Origin of the sequence: Microbacterium sp. Be9, from assembly GCF_011754135.1 — a bacterium.
Taxonomy (GTDB): domain Bacteria; phylum Actinomycetota; class Actinomycetes; order Actinomycetales; family Microbacteriaceae; genus Microbacterium; species Microbacterium maritypicum_A.
This window is the reverse complement of record NZ_WNWT01000006.1, coordinates 612,815-630,005: the sequence shown is the minus strand read 5'-3', so window position 1 is coordinate 630,005 and position 17,191 is coordinate 612,815. Positions and strand designations below refer to the sequence as shown.

The following is a 17,191-nucleotide window of genomic DNA, read 5'->3' as shown; positions in this document are numbered from 1 at the left end:
GGACGGGCCGGCGCTGTGGACATTCCAGGTGCCTGTGCGGATGTCTCCGCGGAGCCGGCCGGAGCCGGAGGACGACGACGGGCACGGGTTTCGCCGCCGCCCAGGTCTCAGGTGCGCTGTCGGTTGCGGAGCGAGTCGAGGAACACCGCGAGCAGCACGACCACGCCGACGACGATGTTCTGCCACTCGGGCTGGATCGACATGATGCGCAGGCCGTTCACGAGCACGCTCATGATGAGCGCGCCGATCACGGTGCCGAGGATCGATCCGCGTCCGCCCAGCAGCGAGGTGCCGCCGATGATGACTGCGGCGATCGCCTGCAGTTCGTATCCGGTGCCGATCTGCGGCTGGGCCGAGTCGAGGCGGGAGGCGATGACGATGCCCGCGACGCCGGTGAACGCCCCGGCGAACATGTAGATCAGGATCGTCCAGCGACGCGTGTTGACACCCGAGAGGCGCGTGGCCTCTTCGTTCGATCCGATCGCGAACGTGTAGCGGCCGAGCAGCGTCTTCGACAGCACCAGGTAGGCGATGATCGCGAGCACGGCGGTGACGAGCACGGCGTTCGGGATGCCGGGGATGATCACGCCGAGGGCGATCTTCTTGAAGTCGGGGGCCGAGGTGGAGAAGTAGATCGGTGCGACCCCCGAGATCACGAGGGCGAGGCCGCCGGCGATCATCATCATCGCGAGGGTGGCGATGAACGGAGGAAGCCGGAGGAACGTGATGTTCACGCCGTTGACGAGTCCCATCAGCACACCGGTCAGGATGCCGCCGATGACGCCGACCCACACCGGGAGCCCCATGTTCGTCACGAACACACCCGTCATCACGGCGCAGAGCGCCATCCCGGTGCCGATCGACAGGTCGATGCCGCCGGTGATGATGACGAAGGTGGTGCCGAGGGCGAGGATGCCGATGACGGCCGTCGACAGCAGCACGGTGGCGATGTTGCTGAAGGTGAAGAAGTTGGGGCTGGCGATCGAGAAGAAGATGATCAGCACGATGAGCGTGCCGAACGCCAGCGACTGCTGGAACTGACGCTTCAGGAACGCCCCGACGTCCCTCTTGTCCGTGTTCTCGTTCACGGCGGTCTGGATGATCGTCGTCGTCGACGATCCGGGCTGCTGCGAAGCGCTCATCAGTCTTCCTCCCCGTGGGCTGCGAGTTGCATGATCTTCTCCTGGCTTGCTTCCTCGTTGCGGAGCGTCCCGGTGATGCGACCGTTGGCGAAGACCGCGATGCGGTTCGCCACACGGAGGATCTCCGGGAGCTCGGATGAGATGACGATGATGGATTTGCCTGCGTCAGCGAGCTGCTGCATGAGGCGGTAGATCTCCTCCTTCGCGCCGACGTCGATCCCTCTGGTCGGCTCGTCGAAGATGAGGATGTCGCAGTCGCGCATCAGCCACCGGGCGATGACGACCTTCTGCTGGTTCCCTCCGGAGAGGAGCTTGACGACCTGGTTGACCGATGGCGTCTTCACGCGCAGTTGCTGCACGTACTCCTTGGTACGGTTCTTCGCCTTGCTGTCGCCCATCCAGCCGATCGCATTGGCGTAGGAGCCGAGCGAGGCGAGCACGGTGTTGAACGTCACGTCCTGCTCGAGCATGAGTCCGAGGAGCTTGCGGTCCTCCGAGAGGTATCCGACACCGTGGTGCACGGCATCCGCCGGCTGGGCGATGCGCACCGCGCGACCGTCGATGGCGATCGTGCCGCTGTCGCGGTGGTCGGCACCGATGACCGCACGGGCGGTCTCGGTGCGACCGGCGCCCATGAGCCCGGCGAAGCCGAGGATCTCGCCCTTGTGCAACTGGAACGAGACGTCTTTCAAGAGGCTCTTGGTCGACAGACCCTGCACTTCGAGGACCACGGGGTCGTTCGCGTGCTCGCGGGCCTGGGGGCGGGTCCCCTCGTCGATCACACGCCCGACCATCATCTCGATGATCGTCGGGATGGTGATCTCGGACTTGTCGAGTGATCCGATGTATGTGCCGTCACGCAGGACGGTCACGCGGTCGGCCAGACGGCGCAGCTCGTCCATGCGGTGCGAGATGTAGACGATCCCGGTGCCGCGCGCCTTGAGCTGCTCGATCAGCACGAAGAGCGTCTCGACCTCGGTGTCGGTGAGGGCCGAGGTGGGCTCGTCCATGATGAGGACCTTGGCGTTGAAGGACAGCGCCTTGGCGATCTCGACCATCTGCTGCTCGGCCACCGTGAGCTCGCCGACGAGCTGACGGGGGTTCAGGTGGATGTCGAGGCGCTGCAGCAGGTCGGCGGTCTGCGCGTTGAGCTTGCGCTCCGACAGGAACGGCCCCGTGGTGGGCTCTCGCCCCACGTAGATGTTCTGCGCGACGGTCAGATCGGGCATCAGGTTGAGCTCCTGATGGATGATCGTGATGCCGAGCTCCTGCGCCTGGAGGGGGCTCGTGAGCTCGACCTCCTGACCCTCGAACGTGATCGTGCCCTCGTCCTTGGTGTAGATCCCGGAGAGGATCTTCATCAGGGTCGACTTTCCCGCGCCGTTCTCGCCCACGAGCACGAGCACCTCGCCGGCGTGCACCTCGAGGTGCACGTCTTTCAGCGCCTGCACGCCGGGGAATCCTTTGCTGATCCCCTCGACCCGGAGGATGGGTCCACTCATGCGCTCACCTGCTTCCTTGAAGGTTCTGCTTCGACGTCGACGGATCATTCCGTCGCAAACATCGGATCAATTCTGCGTCCTACGCTACGGGCAGCGCAAGTTGTATCTAAATGTATCTAATGACGGCCGGATGGGGAAGACCTGTAATGACATCTTGATCTTCCGATGCTCCCCCGGCCGGATTCCACTCAGTGGAGGCGGATCGACTCGACCGCCACGAGCTTGTCGCGGATGTACGCGTTCGCGTGGGCGCCGAGTTCGACGTTGTCGTTCCAGAGGTTGCGCCAGATGCCGAGCATGCGGCTGAGGTCGGGGGCGACGACCGCCGACGAGAACGACTCGAAGACGATCGGACCGTCGTAGCCGATGCGGCTGAGCGCCTTGAAGAACGTGTCGAAGTCGACCGTCCCGGTCCCGAGATAGCCACGGTGGCTCTCACCGATGTGCACGTAGCGCAGGGCAGGGGCGGCATCGAGGACCGGCGCGAACATATCCGACTCCTCGATGTTCATGTGGTACGTGTCGATGTGGATCCCGAGGTTCGGCCGATCGACCTCGGCGACGTACTCCAGAGCCTGCCTCGCCGTGTTCAGCACGTTGGTCTCGTAGCGGTTCACGACCTCGAGCGCGACGGAGACCCCCCGTTCGGCGGCATGGTCGGCGACCCGCGCGATCGCGGCCTTGCTGCTCGCGAGCCCTTCGGCCGTCACCGGCGCCATGTACTTCTTCATGGCGCTGTAGATCACCCCGCAGAAGTGCTGACCCCCCAGATCCGCGAGCACGTCGACGGCTTTCAGGAGCAGGGCTTCGCCGGCCGCGACGATCGCGGGGTCGGAGCTGGTGACGTCGGTCGCCTCGGAGAGTCCGAGCGAGGCGCTGACGGCGAGGTCGTATTCCTCCAACGCATCCTTCGCGACCGAGACGTCGAACGAGAACGGGTCCATCAGCGGGAACTCGATGAGGTCGAAACCCGCCTCCTTGGTCTTGCGCACCGCCAGACGGATGCCCTCGGCATCGAAGTTCCCCGTCCAGACGAGCCCGTGGCAGCCGATGTTCATGAGACCTCTCCCAGCGGGTGTGCGGCACCGTCGCCGTCCGGGGTTGGCACGTGCCAACCCCGGTGTGCGAGTCACGCTACGTCGGGCGGACGAGGCCTGTCAAGAACTTTCTTGGCACGTTGCAACTCCTCCGATATCCTGAGGCCGCCGACGTGGTCAGGAGCCCCGACCGACGCGGCGACGATGAAGACAAAGATGACGAAGGAGCCCCATGCCCGCGAGCGTCAAGGACGTCGCCGCCCTCGCCGGAGTCTCCTCTTCCACTGTCTCCAACTACCTCAACCATCCGCACGTGCTCGGAGCCGCGACGCGGGAGCGGGTGCGCGCGGCGGTCGAACAACTCGGCTTCGTGCCGAACGAATCCGCCCGGCAGCTGCGTGCAGGATCGAGCAAGGCTCTCGCGCTCATCCTGCTCGACGCCTGGCTGCCCTATTTCCACGACCTCTCGCGTGGGGTCGAAGACGTGGCGCGAGAGGGCGGCTGGTCGCTGTTCTTCAGCAACAGCAATCGCGACGACGCGCAGGAGCGGCGCAACCTCGACATGTTCGAGGCGCACCGGGTGCAGGGCATCGTCATCTATCCGCTCGGCGACGTGGTGCCGCGCCTGGAGGGGCTCGCCGATCGCGGCATCCGTTCGGTCGTCGTGGGCCCGATCCCCGACTCGTCGAAGGTCGCCTCCGTGCTGTTCGACGACCGCGCCGGGGGGCGGCTCGCCGGCGAGCATCTCGTCGGACTCGGGCGAGAGCACATCCTGTTCCTCGGCAATCCGGCCGTGAGTCAGTCGAACGACCGCCTGGCCGGGCTGCGCGAAGCGGTGGCCGGCACCGACGTGACGGTATCCACGAGCGAGGTACCGCACCTGGCGACAGAGGACGGCCTGCAGGCCGGCGCGCAGATCATCGCGATGCCCGCCTCCGAACGACCCGACGCCGTGTTCGCGGCGAACGACATGGTGGCGCTCGGTGTGCTCACCACGCTGCTGCGCCACGGCATCCGCGTGCCCGAGGAGATCGCGCTGGTCGGCTTCGACGACGTGGCGCAGGCCCATCAGAGCGTCGTACCGCTCACGAGCGTGCGGCAGCCCGGCTACGAGATCGGCCGTGCCGCCGGGGCCGCCCTGCTGCAGCAGCTCGCCGATCCCTCGGCTCCCCCGCCTGCGACGACGCCGTTCCCTGCCGAGCTCATCGTGCGGGAATCGACCGTCGGTCGCTGAACTCGGCGTTCACAACTCCCGGTGTTCGCAACTCCGGAGAAGAGAGCAGCTCAGAGTCGAAACGGCCGATCCGGCCGCCTCCGCCGACGCCGTTCCCGGGTGGTGAACGGCGTCACGCCGACGCGTGCCCGACGACACCCTTGCGCAGCAGCGCGTTGCCGTACTTGCGGGTCTCGCCCGTGCGCACGAGCAGGTACGCGGCCTTCGCGACCTCGTAGTAGGCGAACCGCTCGACGAAAGCCGTCGTATCCACGGCCGTCCCCGCCGCGGCCATCAGCTCGTTCTGCACGTCGAGCACCTCGCCGTCAGCCGAGGTCATCAGGTCGATACCGGGCGCATCATCCAGAGGGAGCACCGTGCGGATGGCCGCCACGACCTCGGGCGTCGTCGTGCCGGGGAGGTCGATCACCCGTGCGCCCAGACCCCATGCCGGGAAATGCGCGTCGGCGACGACCACGGCATCGGAGTGTCCCATGCGATCGAGGTGCAGCAGCAGCTCTCCGGTGAGCAGGGGATGGATTCCTTCGAGCACGAGTGCTCCTCTCGGTGAGACGTCGGGTGATTCCGGGGACAGGTCGATCAGGCGGGGATGAGCCCTTCCGCCGCCAGGTTCTCCCACAGGGCCGTCGGGATCTCGATCGCTGCGTACTCCGCATTCTGCCGCAGCTGCGCCGGGCGGCTGCCGCCCACCACGACCGATCGCACGACGTCGGACTGCAGCGGGAACTGGATCGCCGCCGCGGGCAGCGGCACGTCGTGGTCGGCGCACACGGCGGCGATGCGCACGAGCCGGTCCCACAGCTCGTCCGGCAGCTGCCCGTACTCGTAGCGTCCGTCGCGACGCGGCTCGCTCGACGCGAGCAGACCCGAGTTGAAGACGGATGCCGCCACGATCCCGGTCCCGGTCTCGCGGCATGCGGGCAGCACATCGACCGCAGCCGGCTGTTCGAGGAGCGTGTAGCGACCGGCCACCATGACGAGGTCGAGGTCGGCCGCGCGCACGGCCGCCGCGAGCGCATCCGACACCATCGAGCCGATGCCGATCGCGGTCACCTCGCCATCGGCGCGCAACCCCTCCATCGCGGGCAGAGCCTCGGCGAGCGCGAGGTCGAGGTCGTGCCGCTCAGGGTCATGCAGGTAGAGAAGGTCGATGCGCTCGATGCCGAGGCGCTCGCGCGACTCGTCGACGCTCGTGCGGATACCCGCTTCCGAGAAGTCCCACACGCGCTGCAGGTCATCGGGAACGTGGAAGTCGTTCGCGGTGTCGAGACCGCCGCCGACGTGGTCGGGGTTCGGCCGCAGCAGGCGCCCGGCCTTGGTCGAGAGCACGTACTCGTCACGCGGCTTGGTCTGCAGGAAGGCCCCGAGCCGACGCTCGGAGAGTCCGAGCCCGTAATGCGGCGCCGTGTCGTAGAAGCGGATGCCGCTCTCCCACGCGGCATCCAGCACGGCCCAGGCCTCGTCATCGGTCAGCGGCCGAAACAGGTTGCCCACGTTCGCGGCACCGTAGCCGAGCGTCGGGACGGTCAGGCGGTCAGGCACTCCCGCGCGATCAGGCACCGACATGTGCACCCTTCCAGGCGTAGGTCGCGATGCTGTCGGCCTTCATCTCCATGCCCGTTCCCGGCGCGGTGGGTGCCATGTACGAACCGCCCTGGATGTCGGTGGGCACGACGAAGTGCTCGTGCAGGTGGTCGACGAACTCGATCATGCGGCCCTCGCGCGTGCCGGTGACGGCGACGAAGTCGAACATGGACAGGTGCTGCACAGCCTCGCACAGGCCCACACCGCCGGCGTGCGGGCAGACCGGCACGTCGAACTTCGCGGCGAGCAGCAGGTTGGCGATGTTCTCGTTCACGCCGGCGACGCGCACGGCGTCGATCTGCATGACGGAGATCGCCTCGGCCTGCAGCAGCTGCTTGAAGATGACGCGGTTCTGGGCGTGCTCGCCCGTCGCGACGCGGATCGGTGCGACGCCGCGAGCGATCTCGGCGTGGCCGAGCACGTCGTCGGGGCTGGTGGGCTCCTCGATCCAGGCGGGGTGGAACTCGGCGAGCGCGTTGACCCACTCGATAGCCTCCGACACCTCCCAGCGCTGGTTCGCGTCGATCGCGATCGGGAAGTCGGGCCCGCACACCTCACGTGCCTTGCGGAAGCGGCGGATGTCGTCGTCGAGGTCGGCGCCGACTTTGAGCTTGATCTGGGTGAAGCCGTCGGCCATCGCTTCGCGGGCGAGGCGCTCGAGCTTCTCGTCGGAGTAGCCGAGCCATCCGGGGCTCGTGGTGTAGCCGGGATATCCGGAGGCGAGCAGTTGCTGTTCCCTCTCGGCCCGACTGGGCTCGGCGGCGCGCAGGATCTCGAGGGCGTCGTCGCGGGTGAGGGCGTTGGTGAGGTACCGGAAGTCGACGAGGTCGACGAGCTCCTCCGGCGTCATACGGGCGAGCAGCTGCCAGAGCGGAAGGCCGGCGCGCTTGGCCTTGATGTCCCACAGCGCGTTGATGACCGCACCGATGGCCATGTGCATGACGCCCTTCTCCGGCCCGAGCCAGCGCAGTTGCGAGTCGCCGATGATGTCGCGGAACGTGCCGCCCATGTCGTCGAGGAGGGGCTCGATCTCGCGACCCACCAGGTGACCTGCCAGCGCGTCGATGGCCGCGACCTGCACGTCGTTGCCGCGGCCGATCGTGAAGACGAACGCGTGGCCCTCGATGTCGTCGTCGGCGTCGGTGCGCACGATGACGTACGCGGCCGAGTAGTCGGGGTCGGGGTTCATCGCGTCCGACCCGTCCAGGCTCAGGGACGTGGGGAAGCGGATGTCGGTGGTGTCGAGGGCGACGATACGGCTCACGGGATTCCTCTCGATGCGCGGCTGATTTCTTCCGCGCGGATCTCTTGGAGTGTAAACATCGGATGTCTATACTGTCAACGAGACCGGCCGCCTCATCGCGGCCTCCCGACCGATCAGGAGAAACATGAAGTTCGCGCGGCTCGGCACCCCCGGGAATGAGATCCCCGTCCTCGTGGAGGGCGACCGATACCTCGACCTCCGCCCCGTAACATCCGATGTGAACGGCGATTTCCTCGAGGGTGACTTCGTCGCCCGCGTCGTTGCCGCCCGCGATGCCGGAGACCTCCCCGAACTCGCGGACGCCGCATCGCTGCGCGTCGGCGCCCCGATCGCCCGCCCGAGCGCCGTGATCTGCATCGGCATGAACTACGCGGCTCACGCCGCCGAGTCGGGGTCGGAGCCGCCCACCATCCCGATCCTCTTCCTCAAGACGCCGAACACAGTCGTGGGCCCGAACGATGCGGTCACGATCCCCCGCGGCAGCGAGAAGACCGACTGGGAGGTCGAGCTCGGCATCGTGATCGGCACCCGCACCGCCTACCTCGACTCCCCCGACGAGTCGATGGCGCACGTGGCCGGCTTCGTCGCCGCGAACGACGTCTCCGAGCGCGACTTCCAGATGGCCGTCTCGGGCGGGCAGTGGTCGAAAGGCAAGATCGCGGCCGGCTTCAACCCCACCGGGCCCTGGCTCGTCACCCCCGACGAGGTGGATCACCACGCGCTCGGTCTTCGCAGCTTCGTGAACGGCGAGCCGCGGCAGGACTCGAACACGAGCGACATGATCTTCACCGTCGAGCACATCGTGCACCACCTCTCGCAGTACGTGACGCTGGAGCCCGGTGACCTCATCCTCACCGGCACGCCGCAGGGCGTCGCCCTGTCGGGCAAGTACCCCTATCTCGCCGCGGGCGACGTGGTCGAGATCGAGATCGACGGCCTCGGCCGTCAACGGCAGGAGTTCGTGGCATGGGAGGCCCGGAAGTGAGCGCATTGAACGGACTGGTGGCGATCGTCACCGGTGGAGCATCAGGGATCGGCGCGGCGATCGCCCAGCGTCTGCACGCCGACGGAGCGAGCATCGCGGTCCTCGACCGGGACACCACGGCGGCCGACCCCGCCTTCGCCGCCTTCACAGCCGATGTCTCCGACCGCAAGAGTGTCGACGCGGCGGTGAGCGCCGTGGCCGAGCGGTTCGGGCGCATCGACATCGTCGTCAACAACGCCGGCATCGGCGCCCAGGGCGACATCACCGCGAACGACGACGACGAGTGGGCGCGCGTGCTCTCGGTCAACGTCACGGGCATCGCCCGTGTCACCTCGGCAGCCCTCCCCTGGCTGCGGAAGTCTCCGTCCGCCGCGGTCTGCAACACGGCATCCATCGCCTCGACGACAGGGTTGCCGCAACGGGCGCTCTACAGCGCGTCGAAGGGAGCCGTCGCAGCCCTCACCCGCGCGATGGCGGCCGACCACCTGCGCGAGGGCATCCGTGTGAACGCGGTCAACCCCGGCACGGCCGACACCCCGTGGGTGGGCCGACTGCTCGATTCGGCAGCCGACCCCGCCGCCGAGCGCGCCGCCCTCGAAGCACGCCAGCCGCACGGACGCCTGGTCAACCCCGACGAAGTCGCCGCTGCGGTCGCCTACCTCGTGAGCCCCGCAGCGGGATCGACCACCGGCACCTTCATCGAGGTCGACGGCGGTATGGCCCAGCTGCGCCTGCGCGCGGAGTAGCATCCGCCTGCGTTCCGGTCGCAGTTGACGCCGCCTCCGTCGCGCGAGGGCGGCAACAATTGCGACCGGAAGCGCAGAGAACGACGCCGGACGACGGCAACTGCGACCGGAACCGCAGAGACCGACCCCACGGCAGCAACCGAGACCGGAGCCGCAGGAAAGCCGGGCTAGCCGCGGTGACCGCGGAGCCAACCCCGGAGGCCCGATCGCGGAGCAGCATCAGACGGGATCTGCCGCGGCTGAGCGGTGCGATAGAACCGCTCGGCGTTGCCCCACAGGAGGGCGTCGAGGTCGTGGCCCCGCGACTCCGCCCACGCCACGACGGTGTCGGCCCAGCGCGACCGCGCGGTGGGCTGGTACGTCGCGGAGCCGTCCTCCGGCGTGTGCGGGTCGCCGGGCTCGGCGGGGCCGATGGCCGAGACCGGCCAGTCACTCCCCCACATCAGGCGCTCGATCCCGAAGGCATCCGCCGCCACGTCGAGGAACGGCTCCAGCTGCTCGGCGTTCCAGTCTCCGCCCGCCTCTCCCGGCAGGCCGGAGAGCTTGCAGAAGGTGTGCGGATGGCGGGCGAGTTCGGCGAGGTCGCGAGCCCACTCCGCCGACGGCGGGAGCGGCGAGGCCGCCGTGCCGACGGCAGGCTTGCCGAGATGGTCGAGCACGATCCGCAGCTCCGGGATCGCACCGGCGAAACGGGCGATCTCCGGGAGCTGATCGGCGCGCACGCACGCGTCGAAGGTCAGATCGCGCGCGGCGACCTCACGCGCGCCGGTCACGAACGCGGCCGAGACGGCCAGTCCGTCCGGCTCGCCCTGCAGGTTGTGCCGCACTCCGACGACGAGGGGCTCGGCCATGAGCCCCTCCAGGTGCGCGACCGTGTCGGTTCCCCGGTCGAGACGGATGCCGGCGACGATCCCGACGATGCCGAGCGCAGGCGCCAGCCCCGCGACCCACTGCACCTCGTCGAGGAAGTCGTCTTCGATGGTCTCCGCCTGCACGAACACCGATTTCTCCGGGTGCGCGGCGGACAGGCGGGCGAGCCCCAGCTCCCGGTCGGCGAACCGGTACGCCAGCGGCCCCTCGAGCCAGGTGTAGGTCAGCACCTCCGGATCCCAGAGGTGCAGGTGTGAATCGAGAACGCGCATGGCTCCATCCTGCCGGAGACATCCGATCAATCGCTAGGATGACGCCATGGCAGTCACCGACGAGGCGATCGAGAAGATCAAGGCGATGATCGTGGCGGGCGAGCTCGCCCCCGGCGATCGCCTTCCCCCCGAGAAGGAGCTGTCCGAGCGGCTCGGCCTCTCCCGCAGCTCGATGCGCGAGGCGGTCAAGGCGCTGGAGGTCATCCGGGTCCTCGACGTGCGACGCGGCGACGGCACCTACGTGACGAGCCTCGAACCGCATCTGCTGCTGGAGGCGATCGCGTTCGTCGTCGACATGCACGACGACGACTCGATGCTCGAGATCTTCGCGGTGCGCCGCATGCTGGAGTCGCAGGCGACAGGGCTGGCGGCCACCCTCGGCACGGAGGAGCAGATCGCCGAGCTGCAGGACGAGGTCGATTCGGTCGACGCGGCCGTGACCATCGAGTCTCTGGTCGACCACGACATCCGGTTCCATCGCGAGATCGTCGCGATGTCCGGCAACGCGTACCTCGCGAGTCTGATCGAGCATCTGAGCAGCCAGACCGTGCGCGCCCGCGTGTGGCGCGGCCTCACCGAGGGCGGCGCGGTCGAGCGCACCCTGTCCGAGCACCGGGCCATCGCCGATGCGATCGCCCAGCACGACTCCGCCCTCGCGACCTCGCTCGCCACCGCGCATATCGCGGGCGTGGAGCGCTGGCTGCGCCAGGCCGCGGCGAGCTGACCCGCCTGCGGACTTCAGCAGACCGCGCTCACGCGCCCAGGCGCACCATCGCGGCGTCGAACTCGGCGGCCGAGCTGTCGCTCACCTCATGGAAGAGCACCCCGTCGAGCACATCCGGCGCAGCGGTGAAGTACGGCACTCCCGCAAGGCGCAGACCGGTGATGTCGTCCGGCGAGCGCAGCGATGCGGCGAGCACGTTCGAGTCGCTCCCCGCGCACACCTCCTGCATGCGGGCGATCGTCGCGTCGCCGTCGAGGCCCGCGTCGCGCATCCGTCCGAGGTACGGAGCGATGTACTGCGCACCGATCGAGGCGCACGCGAGGGCCTGCGCGACCGAGTACACGGCGGTGACGAGCACGGTGGCGCCGTCGCGCACGAGAGCGGATGCGGCGGCGAAGCCCGCCGCCGTGGCCGGGACCTTCACGGCCACGCGGTCGCCCAGTGCGCGGATGCCCTCGGCATTGCGGAGGAAGGACGCGGTGTCGCCGCCCCAGGTCTGGAAGAAGATCTCGCGCGCCCCCTCCGACTCCCACCGGGCGTAGAGCTCGGGGATCTCGGCGGCGGTGCGGCCTCCCCGTTCGAGGATGGTCGGGTTGGTGGTGACACCGTGCACCACACCAGCGGCGAGCAGTCGGGAGACACGGTCGACGTCGGCGCTGTCGACGTACAGGCGTGGCGCGATCGGGTTCATCAGGGTCTCCTCGCGGACAACCTGTCGTTACAGGTGCGGTTTCGGCTAATGTAATGACAGCCACCGCGGTCTGTCAAAGCGTCGGCTACGCCTGCCGTCGAGGAAGATCAGGAGCGAGATGACCCCCGCACACCCCGAGGACCGTACCGGCGTCGTCATCGTCGGCAGCGTCACGGCCGATGTGACCACCTTCTCCGGGCGTCTGCCCGCCAGGGGCGAGACGATTCTCGGGGACGAGTTCACGCTCATGCTGGGCGGCAAGGGCGCGAACCAGGCTGTCGCCGCCGGGCGCTCCGGTGCGCGCACGAGCTTCGTCGGCTGCGTCGGAGACGACCTGTTCCACGACCTGGTCGTCGACGGGCTGACCGCGGCCGGCGTCGACCTCGCGCACCTGCGCACGGTCCCCGGCCCGACAGGTGTGGCGCACATCCGCGTCGACTCGTCGGCGCAGAACGACATCGTCATGGTTCCGCTCGCCAATGCCGCCCTCAGCGCCGCGCAGATCGACGAGGCGCTCGCAGCCCTCGCCCCCACGACCTCGGTGCTGCTCACCCAGCTCGAGACGCCCTCCGCGCTCACCGCCCACATCACCGCGCGCGGTCGCGAGCATGGCATGACCGTGATCCTCGATCCCGCCCCGGCCGCCGAGCTCGACGCCGAGATCTGGCGGAGCATCGACATCGTCACCCCCAACGAGACCGAGGCGACGCTGATCAGCGGTATCGAGGTGACGGATGCCGCGTCGGCCGAGCAGGCCGGACGCTGGTTCCTCGCCCAGGGGGTCGGCGCCGCCGTGATCACCCTCGCGGGCCAGGGCTCGTGCGTCGTGACGGCCGAGGGCGCATCCGTGATCCCGCCGTTCCCCGTGGATGCGGTCGACACGACCGCCGCGGGCGACGCCTACGCCGGCTATCTCGGCGCGGCGCTCGCGAGCGGCAGCACCCTGGCGGATGCCGTGCGCCTGGCCACCGCGGCCGGCGCGCTGGCGGTCACGAAGCAGGGGGCATCGCCGAGCCTTCCGCACCGCGCCGACGTCGACGCGTTCCTGGCGGAGCGCAGCTCAGCGCACGCCCCCGCACCCGTCGCGAGCTGAACCTGCGAACCGAGCATCCGGAGAACCGAGGAGACACATGCGCAAGACGGCCACCACGATCAATCCCGCGCTGTCCCGCGTGATCAGCGAGACCGGGCACACCGATCTGATCGTCGTCACCGACGCAGGCCTGCCCATCCCCCCGGGATCCGAGCGCATCGACCTGGCGTATCGCCCGGGGGCTCCGGCCTTCCTCGACGTGCTCGACACCGTGCTCGCCGAGCTGGTGGTCGAGGGGGCGACGGTCTCGGCCGAGGTCGCCGAGAAGAGCCCGGAGGTGCTGGCCGCACTGCGCGAGCGGTTCGCCGGCATGGGGTTCGAGATCGACCTCGTGCCGCATGTGGAGTTCAAGAAGCTCAGTCACGGCGCACGGGCGTTCGTGCGGTCCGGCGAGTTCACCCCCTACGCGAACGTGATCCTGCACGCGGGGGTGGCGTACTGATGGCCATCGTCGACGACGCGATCGACCGGCACTCCGCCGCGCCCATGTACGACCAGCTGCGCCAGCTGATCATCGACGGCATCGCCCGCGACGGCCTGCAGCCGGGCGACCCGCTGCCCGGCGAGCACCGCCTGTGCGAGCGCTACGGCATCTCGCGCACCGTCGTGCGCCAGGCGCTCGCCCAGCTGGAGCACGAGGGGCTCGTCGAACGGGTGAAGGGCAAGGGCACGTTCGTCTCCCGCCCCCGCACCAGTGAGAGCCTGGTGCACACGCTCGTCGGTCTGTACGACGACGTCGAGCGCCGCGGCGGACATGTGCACAGCGACGTACTGCGGCACGAGCAGACGACGGCTGACGAGGAGGTCGCACTCGCCCTGGAGGTGCCGGTCGGATCCCCGGTCGTCGTGCTCGAGCGTCTGCGCCACGTCGACGGCGAACCGTGGTCGCTCTCGACGACCTGGATGCCGGAGGCCGTCGGATCCGTCACCCTCGGCGCCGACCTCACAGAGGGCTCGCTGTACAGACTCCTCGCCGACAACGACATCGTCGCGACGCACGGTGTGCGCTCGGCGGAGGCGACCGTGGCCACGCACGAGCAGGCTCAGCACCTGGGCGTGAGCGCCGGTTCGGCACTGCTGCGTCTACGCAGCGTCAGCCGCAGCGCCGACGGCACGCCCATCGAGTACTTCATCGCGTATCACCGCGGCGACCGTTCGCGTTTCGAGTTCCAGTTGCAGCAGGAGCAGTCTCAGGCATCGCTCCTGCACGTCGACGGCGACGGCGGGGCCTCCCCGGCCGGAACGGTCGGCTGAGGAGACCCTGTCGGCGGTACCGCGCCGGGTGTACCGTCACCGCATGATCACCGACGATCCCACCCTCACCGACCCCGACCACTACCGCACGCTCTGGGAGAACGAGCACGTCCGCGTGCTCGACTACACCGATGAGCCCGGCGACAAGACGACGCCGCACGATCATCCGAACAGCGTTCTGGTCACCCTCAGCGGCTTCTCCCGCCGCCTCAGCCTGGGCGACCGCTCCTTCGACACCGTCCTCGCCGCGGGACAGGCCGTGTGGTTGCCCGCGCAGCGTCATTCCGGCGAGAACACCGGAACGACGCTGACGCACACCATCCTCATCGAGCTCAAGGGCGATGCGGCAGGCGAGCCGACCTCCACCCACCTCGGCCCCGAGCGTCCCGCCGCCGCGTGATCGACCAGGGCGCCCGGCCGAGTGGCAGGTAGTGTCGAGGGCATGAGCGACTGGACCAGCACCGCGATCGCCCTGCTGGAAGCCGATGCCAACCGCAGCGCCGACACGCACCTGCACCTCTTCCCGCTGCCGCCCGAGTGGGGCATCGACCTGTACCTCAAGGACGAGTCCGTGCACCCGACGGGCTCCCTCAAACACCGCCTCGCGCGTTCGCTGATCCTCTACGGCCTGGTCAACGGACGCATCCGCGAAGACACCACGCTCGTCGAGTCGTCGAGCGGATCGACCGCCGTGTCCGAGGCGTACTTCGCCCGCATGCTCGGGTTGCCGTTCATCACGGTCGTGCCCCGTTCGACCGTGCAGGAGAAGATCGACCTCATCGAGTTCTACGGCGGCACGTGCCACTTCGTCGACCGTGCGGAGGACATGTCGCCCGAGGCCCAACGTCTGGCCTCCGACTGCACCGGCCACTACCTCGACCAGTTCACGTTCGCCGAGCGCGCGACCGACTGGCGCGGCAACAACAACATCGCCGAGAGCGTGTTCAGCCAGCTCGCTCAGGAGCGGCATCCGATCCCCACCTGGATCGTCACGGGTGCCGGAACCGGCGGCACGAGCGCGACGTTCGGCCGGTACGTGAAGTATCGCCGACATGACACGAAGGTCGCGGTCGTCGACCCCGAGGGCTCGGCCTTCTACGACGGCTGGGCAGGGACCGTGGATCCGCCGGCCGGGCGCCCGAGCCGCATCGAGGGCATCGGCCGCCCCCGGGTCGAGGCCTCGTTCGTGCCGACCGTGATCGACGAGATGATCCAGGTGCCGGATGCCGGGTCGATCGCCGCAATCCGCCTGCTGCGCGAGCGCACCCTGCACTGGGCCGGCGGCTCGACCGGCACCAACCTCTACGGTGCGTTCCAGCTCATCGCCCGGATGCGGGCCGAGGGCGAGACGGGCAGCGTCGTGACCCTGATCTGCGACAGCGGCGTCCGCTACGCCGGCACCTACTACTCCGACGAGTGGGTCGCCGCCCAAGGCTGGGACCTCGCCCCGCACCGCGCGCGCCTCGATACGTTCCTGGAGTCCGGGGTCTGGGGGGACTGAGGGCTGCGGGCTACGCTGGCCGCATGACTACTCTGATCCTCACCGTCGCGGGTGCAGACCGTCCTGGCCTCGTGGCCGCCGTCGCCGATGTCGTGGATGCACACGGCGGCAACTGGGAGAACAGTTCCCTGGCCGAGCTCGCCGGCACGTTCGCCGGCGTGATCGAGGTCTCGGTCGCGGATGACCGGGAGGCCGAGCTGTCGTCCGCACTGCGCGGCCTGCAGGGTCAGGGACTCCTCACGCTCGCCGTGCTCACCGGCACTCCGGATGCGGCTGCCGACGACGATCAGCTGCTCGAGATCCAGGTGCTCGGCAACGACCGCCCCGGCATCGTGCGCGAGGTCTCCGGCGTGCTGAGTGCGCACGCCCTGAGCATCGAGGAGCTCGCCACCGAGACTCGAGATGCCGCGATGGCCGGAGGGCGTCTGTTCGAAGCGTCGGTGACCGCGAAGGTCCCCGCTTCCGTCGACCTCGACGCCCTGCGTGCCGACCTCGAGCGCATCGCCGCCGAGATCCAGGTCGATATCACCCTCGGCTGACCGGCCCGCAGGACGCGCGTCAGTCCTCGAGCCCCGAGTACCGCCGCACCCAGTACTCGGTGTACGCGACGTGGGCGGAGGCCGCGGCACTCGCGGCGACCGGGTCCGCCGCCGCCAGGCCGCGCAGGATCGCGCGGTGCCCGGCATCGGAATGCACCTTGAGCTCGGCCGCATCCTCGGGGTCGGAGATGCGATACGCCCGCGACCGCGATCGCAGCACGTCGATCAGGCTGGTCAGCGCTTCGTTCCCCGCGACGCCGGAGATCGCCATGTGGAACTCGTGGTCGAGCCGCGACTGCGCCTCGAAGTCGGTGGTCGCCTCGATCTCGTCGAGCACGCGGTCCAGGGCCTCCACGGTCTCGTCGTCGATGCGGGCGGCGGCGAGCGCGGCCGCATGCGGTTCGAGCACGCGGCGGAGTTCGGTCAGTTCGAGCACGCCCGCCATCGGCAGCAGCCCGACCGTGAGCGACAGACTGCCGATCAGGTCGGCCGCGCGCAGCTCGCTGACGTAGCTGCCCGAGCCGTGACGGGTGTCGAGCACGCCGAGGGCGGCCAGCATCCTGATCGCTTCGCGGAGCGACCCCCGGGAGACGCCGAGACGTTCGCAGAGCTCGCCTTCGCTCGGCAGTCGGTCTCCGGGCCGCAGCGCACCGTCGGCGATCAGCGCCCGCAGCCCGTGCAACGCCGTGTCGAGTGCGCTCATCGTCATCCTCTCTGACACTCCCCCACCCCTCGTGAAGTCTGTCGGAACTC

The 17,191-nt window shown here is 68.9% G+C and carries 19 protein-coding genes; 10 read left to right on the top strand and 9 right to left on the bottom strand.

All coding sequences use genetic code 11. From position 1 onward, the window contains the following. Positions 1-107: 107 nt before the first annotated feature. The 3 genes from GLO27_RS13875 to GLO27_RS13865 form a co-directional block, all read right to left on the bottom strand. Positions 108-1,142: an ABC transporter permease gene (locus tag GLO27_RS13875; RefSeq protein ID WP_208323794.1), complete on the bottom strand. Its 1,035-nt coding sequence runs from the start codon at positions 1,140-1,142 to the stop codon at positions 108-110. Beyond that, on the bottom strand, positions 1,142-2,644 hold the full coding sequence (locus GLO27_RS13870) for a sugar ABC transporter ATP-binding protein (RefSeq protein WP_021198325.1): 1,503 nt from the start codon (positions 2,642-2,644) through the stop codon (positions 1,142-1,144). The genes GLO27_RS13875 and GLO27_RS13870 overlap by 1 nt, the downstream gene beginning before the upstream one ends. 188 nt (positions 2,645-2,832) lie before the next feature. Next, positions 2,833-3,702 (bottom strand): sugar phosphate isomerase/epimerase family protein, encoded by an 870-nt coding sequence (locus GLO27_RS13865; protein WP_021198324.1) that lies wholly within the window; start codon positions 3,700-3,702, stop codon positions 2,833-2,835. A 211-nt stretch (positions 3,703-3,913) separates the two neighbouring features. On the opposite strand from GLO27_RS13865, the gene GLO27_RS13860 reads away from it, so the two are divergent. Beyond that, on the top strand, positions 3,914-4,915 hold the full coding sequence (locus GLO27_RS13860; protein WP_021198323.1) for a LacI family DNA-binding transcriptional regulator: 1,002 nt from the start codon (positions 3,914-3,916) through the stop codon (positions 4,913-4,915). Between the two features lie 112 nt (positions 4,916-5,027). On the opposite strand, the gene GLO27_RS13855 is transcribed toward GLO27_RS13860, so the two are convergent. The 3 genes from GLO27_RS13855 to GLO27_RS13845 are packed head-to-tail and all read right to left on the bottom strand — an operon-like array spanning position 5,028 to position 7,763. Continuing rightward, positions 5,028-5,447 carry an RbsD/FucU domain-containing protein gene (locus tag GLO27_RS13855; RefSeq protein ID WP_021198322.1) on the bottom strand — a complete coding sequence of 140 codons (420 nt, stop codon included), beginning with the start codon at positions 5,445-5,447 and terminating at the stop codon, positions 5,028-5,030. Positions 5,448-5,494: 47 nt separating this feature from the next. After that, positions 5,495-6,481 carry an aldo/keto reductase gene (locus GLO27_RS13850; RefSeq protein ID WP_021198321.1) on the bottom strand — a complete coding sequence of 329 codons (987 nt, stop codon included), beginning with the start codon at positions 6,479-6,481 and terminating at the stop codon, positions 5,495-5,497. Further along, complete coding sequence (locus GLO27_RS13845; protein ID WP_021198320.1) at positions 6,468-7,763, bottom strand: L-fuconate dehydratase; 1,296 nt, start codon at positions 7,761-7,763, stop codon at positions 6,468-6,470. Before GLO27_RS13845 ends, GLO27_RS13850 begins: the two co-directional genes overlap by 14 nt. A gap of 124 nt (positions 7,764-7,887) precedes the next feature. On the opposite strand from GLO27_RS13845, the gene GLO27_RS13840 reads away from it, so the two are divergent. Further along, a complete protein-coding gene (locus GLO27_RS13840) occupies positions 7,888-8,748 on the top strand; it encodes a fumarylacetoacetate hydrolase family protein (RefSeq protein WP_029258500.1) in 861 nt (286 codons plus the stop codon). Then, the gene (locus GLO27_RS13835; protein WP_167255380.1) at positions 8,730-9,494 is read left to right on the top strand and encodes an SDR family oxidoreductase; all 765 of its coding nucleotides are present in this window, start codon (positions 8,730-8,732) and stop codon (positions 9,492-9,494) included. Before GLO27_RS13840 ends, GLO27_RS13835 begins: the two co-directional genes overlap by 19 nt. Before the next feature lie 167 nt (positions 9,495-9,661). On the opposite strand, the gene GLO27_RS13830 is transcribed toward GLO27_RS13835, so the two are convergent. After that, a complete protein-coding gene (locus GLO27_RS13830; RefSeq protein WP_167255378.1) occupies positions 9,662-10,636 on the bottom strand; it encodes an amidohydrolase family protein in 975 nt (324 codons plus the stop codon). 46 nt (positions 10,637-10,682) lie between these two features. Here GLO27_RS13830 and GLO27_RS13825 point away from each other — a divergent pair, with 46 nt between their 5' ends. Then, positions 10,683-11,360: a FadR/GntR family transcriptional regulator gene (locus GLO27_RS13825; RefSeq protein ID WP_021198316.1), complete on the top strand. Its 678-nt coding sequence runs from the start codon at positions 10,683-10,685 to the stop codon at positions 11,358-11,360. Positions 11,361-11,388: 28 nt separating this feature from the next. Here GLO27_RS13825 and GLO27_RS13820 read toward each other — a convergent pair whose 3' ends face one another. Further along, a complete protein-coding gene (locus GLO27_RS13820) occupies positions 11,389-12,051 on the bottom strand; it encodes a transaldolase family protein (RefSeq protein WP_021198315.1) in 663 nt (220 codons plus the stop codon). A 118-nt stretch (positions 12,052-12,169) separates the two neighbouring features. On the opposite strand from GLO27_RS13820, the gene GLO27_RS13815 reads away from it, so the two are divergent. Genes GLO27_RS13815 through GLO27_RS13790 form a run of 6 tightly spaced genes read left to right on the top strand, consistent with a single transcriptional unit; the run spans position 12,170 to position 16,438 of the window. Continuing rightward, positions 12,170-13,144, top strand: coding sequence for a ribokinase (locus GLO27_RS13815; RefSeq protein WP_021198314.1), 975 nt, complete (start codon positions 12,170-12,172; stop codon positions 13,142-13,144). A gap of 37 nt (positions 13,145-13,181) precedes the next feature. Beyond that, entirely contained in the window at positions 13,182-13,586 is a 405-nt protein-coding gene (gene rbsD, locus GLO27_RS13810; RefSeq protein ID WP_021198313.1) for a D-ribose pyranase, read from the top strand. Further along, positions 13,586-14,398, top strand: a complete 813-nt coding sequence (locus tag GLO27_RS13805) for a GntR family transcriptional regulator (protein WP_021198312.1) — start codon at positions 13,586-13,588, stop codon at positions 14,396-14,398. Before rbsD ends, GLO27_RS13805 begins: the two co-directional genes overlap by 1 nt. 43 nt (positions 14,399-14,441) lie before the next feature. After that, positions 14,442-14,798 (top strand): hypothetical protein, encoded by a 357-nt coding sequence (locus GLO27_RS13800; protein WP_031206674.1) that lies wholly within the window; start codon positions 14,442-14,444, stop codon positions 14,796-14,798. 42 nt (positions 14,799-14,840) lie between these two features. Next, a complete protein-coding gene (locus GLO27_RS13795; protein ID WP_021198310.1) occupies positions 14,841-15,899 on the top strand; it encodes a PLP-dependent cysteine synthase family protein in 1,059 nt (352 codons plus the stop codon). Positions 15,900-15,922: 23 nt separating this feature from the next. After that, positions 15,923-16,438, top strand: a complete 516-nt coding sequence (locus tag GLO27_RS13790) for an ACT domain-containing protein (protein ID WP_167255375.1) — start codon at positions 15,923-15,925, stop codon at positions 16,436-16,438. A 19-nt stretch (positions 16,439-16,457) separates the two neighbouring features. Here GLO27_RS13790 and GLO27_RS13785 read toward each other — a convergent pair whose 3' ends face one another. Further along, positions 16,458-17,141 (bottom strand): FCD domain-containing protein, encoded by a 684-nt coding sequence (locus tag GLO27_RS13785; RefSeq protein ID WP_021198307.1) that lies wholly within the window; start codon positions 17,139-17,141, stop codon positions 16,458-16,460. Positions 17,142-17,191: the final 50 nt, after the last annotated feature.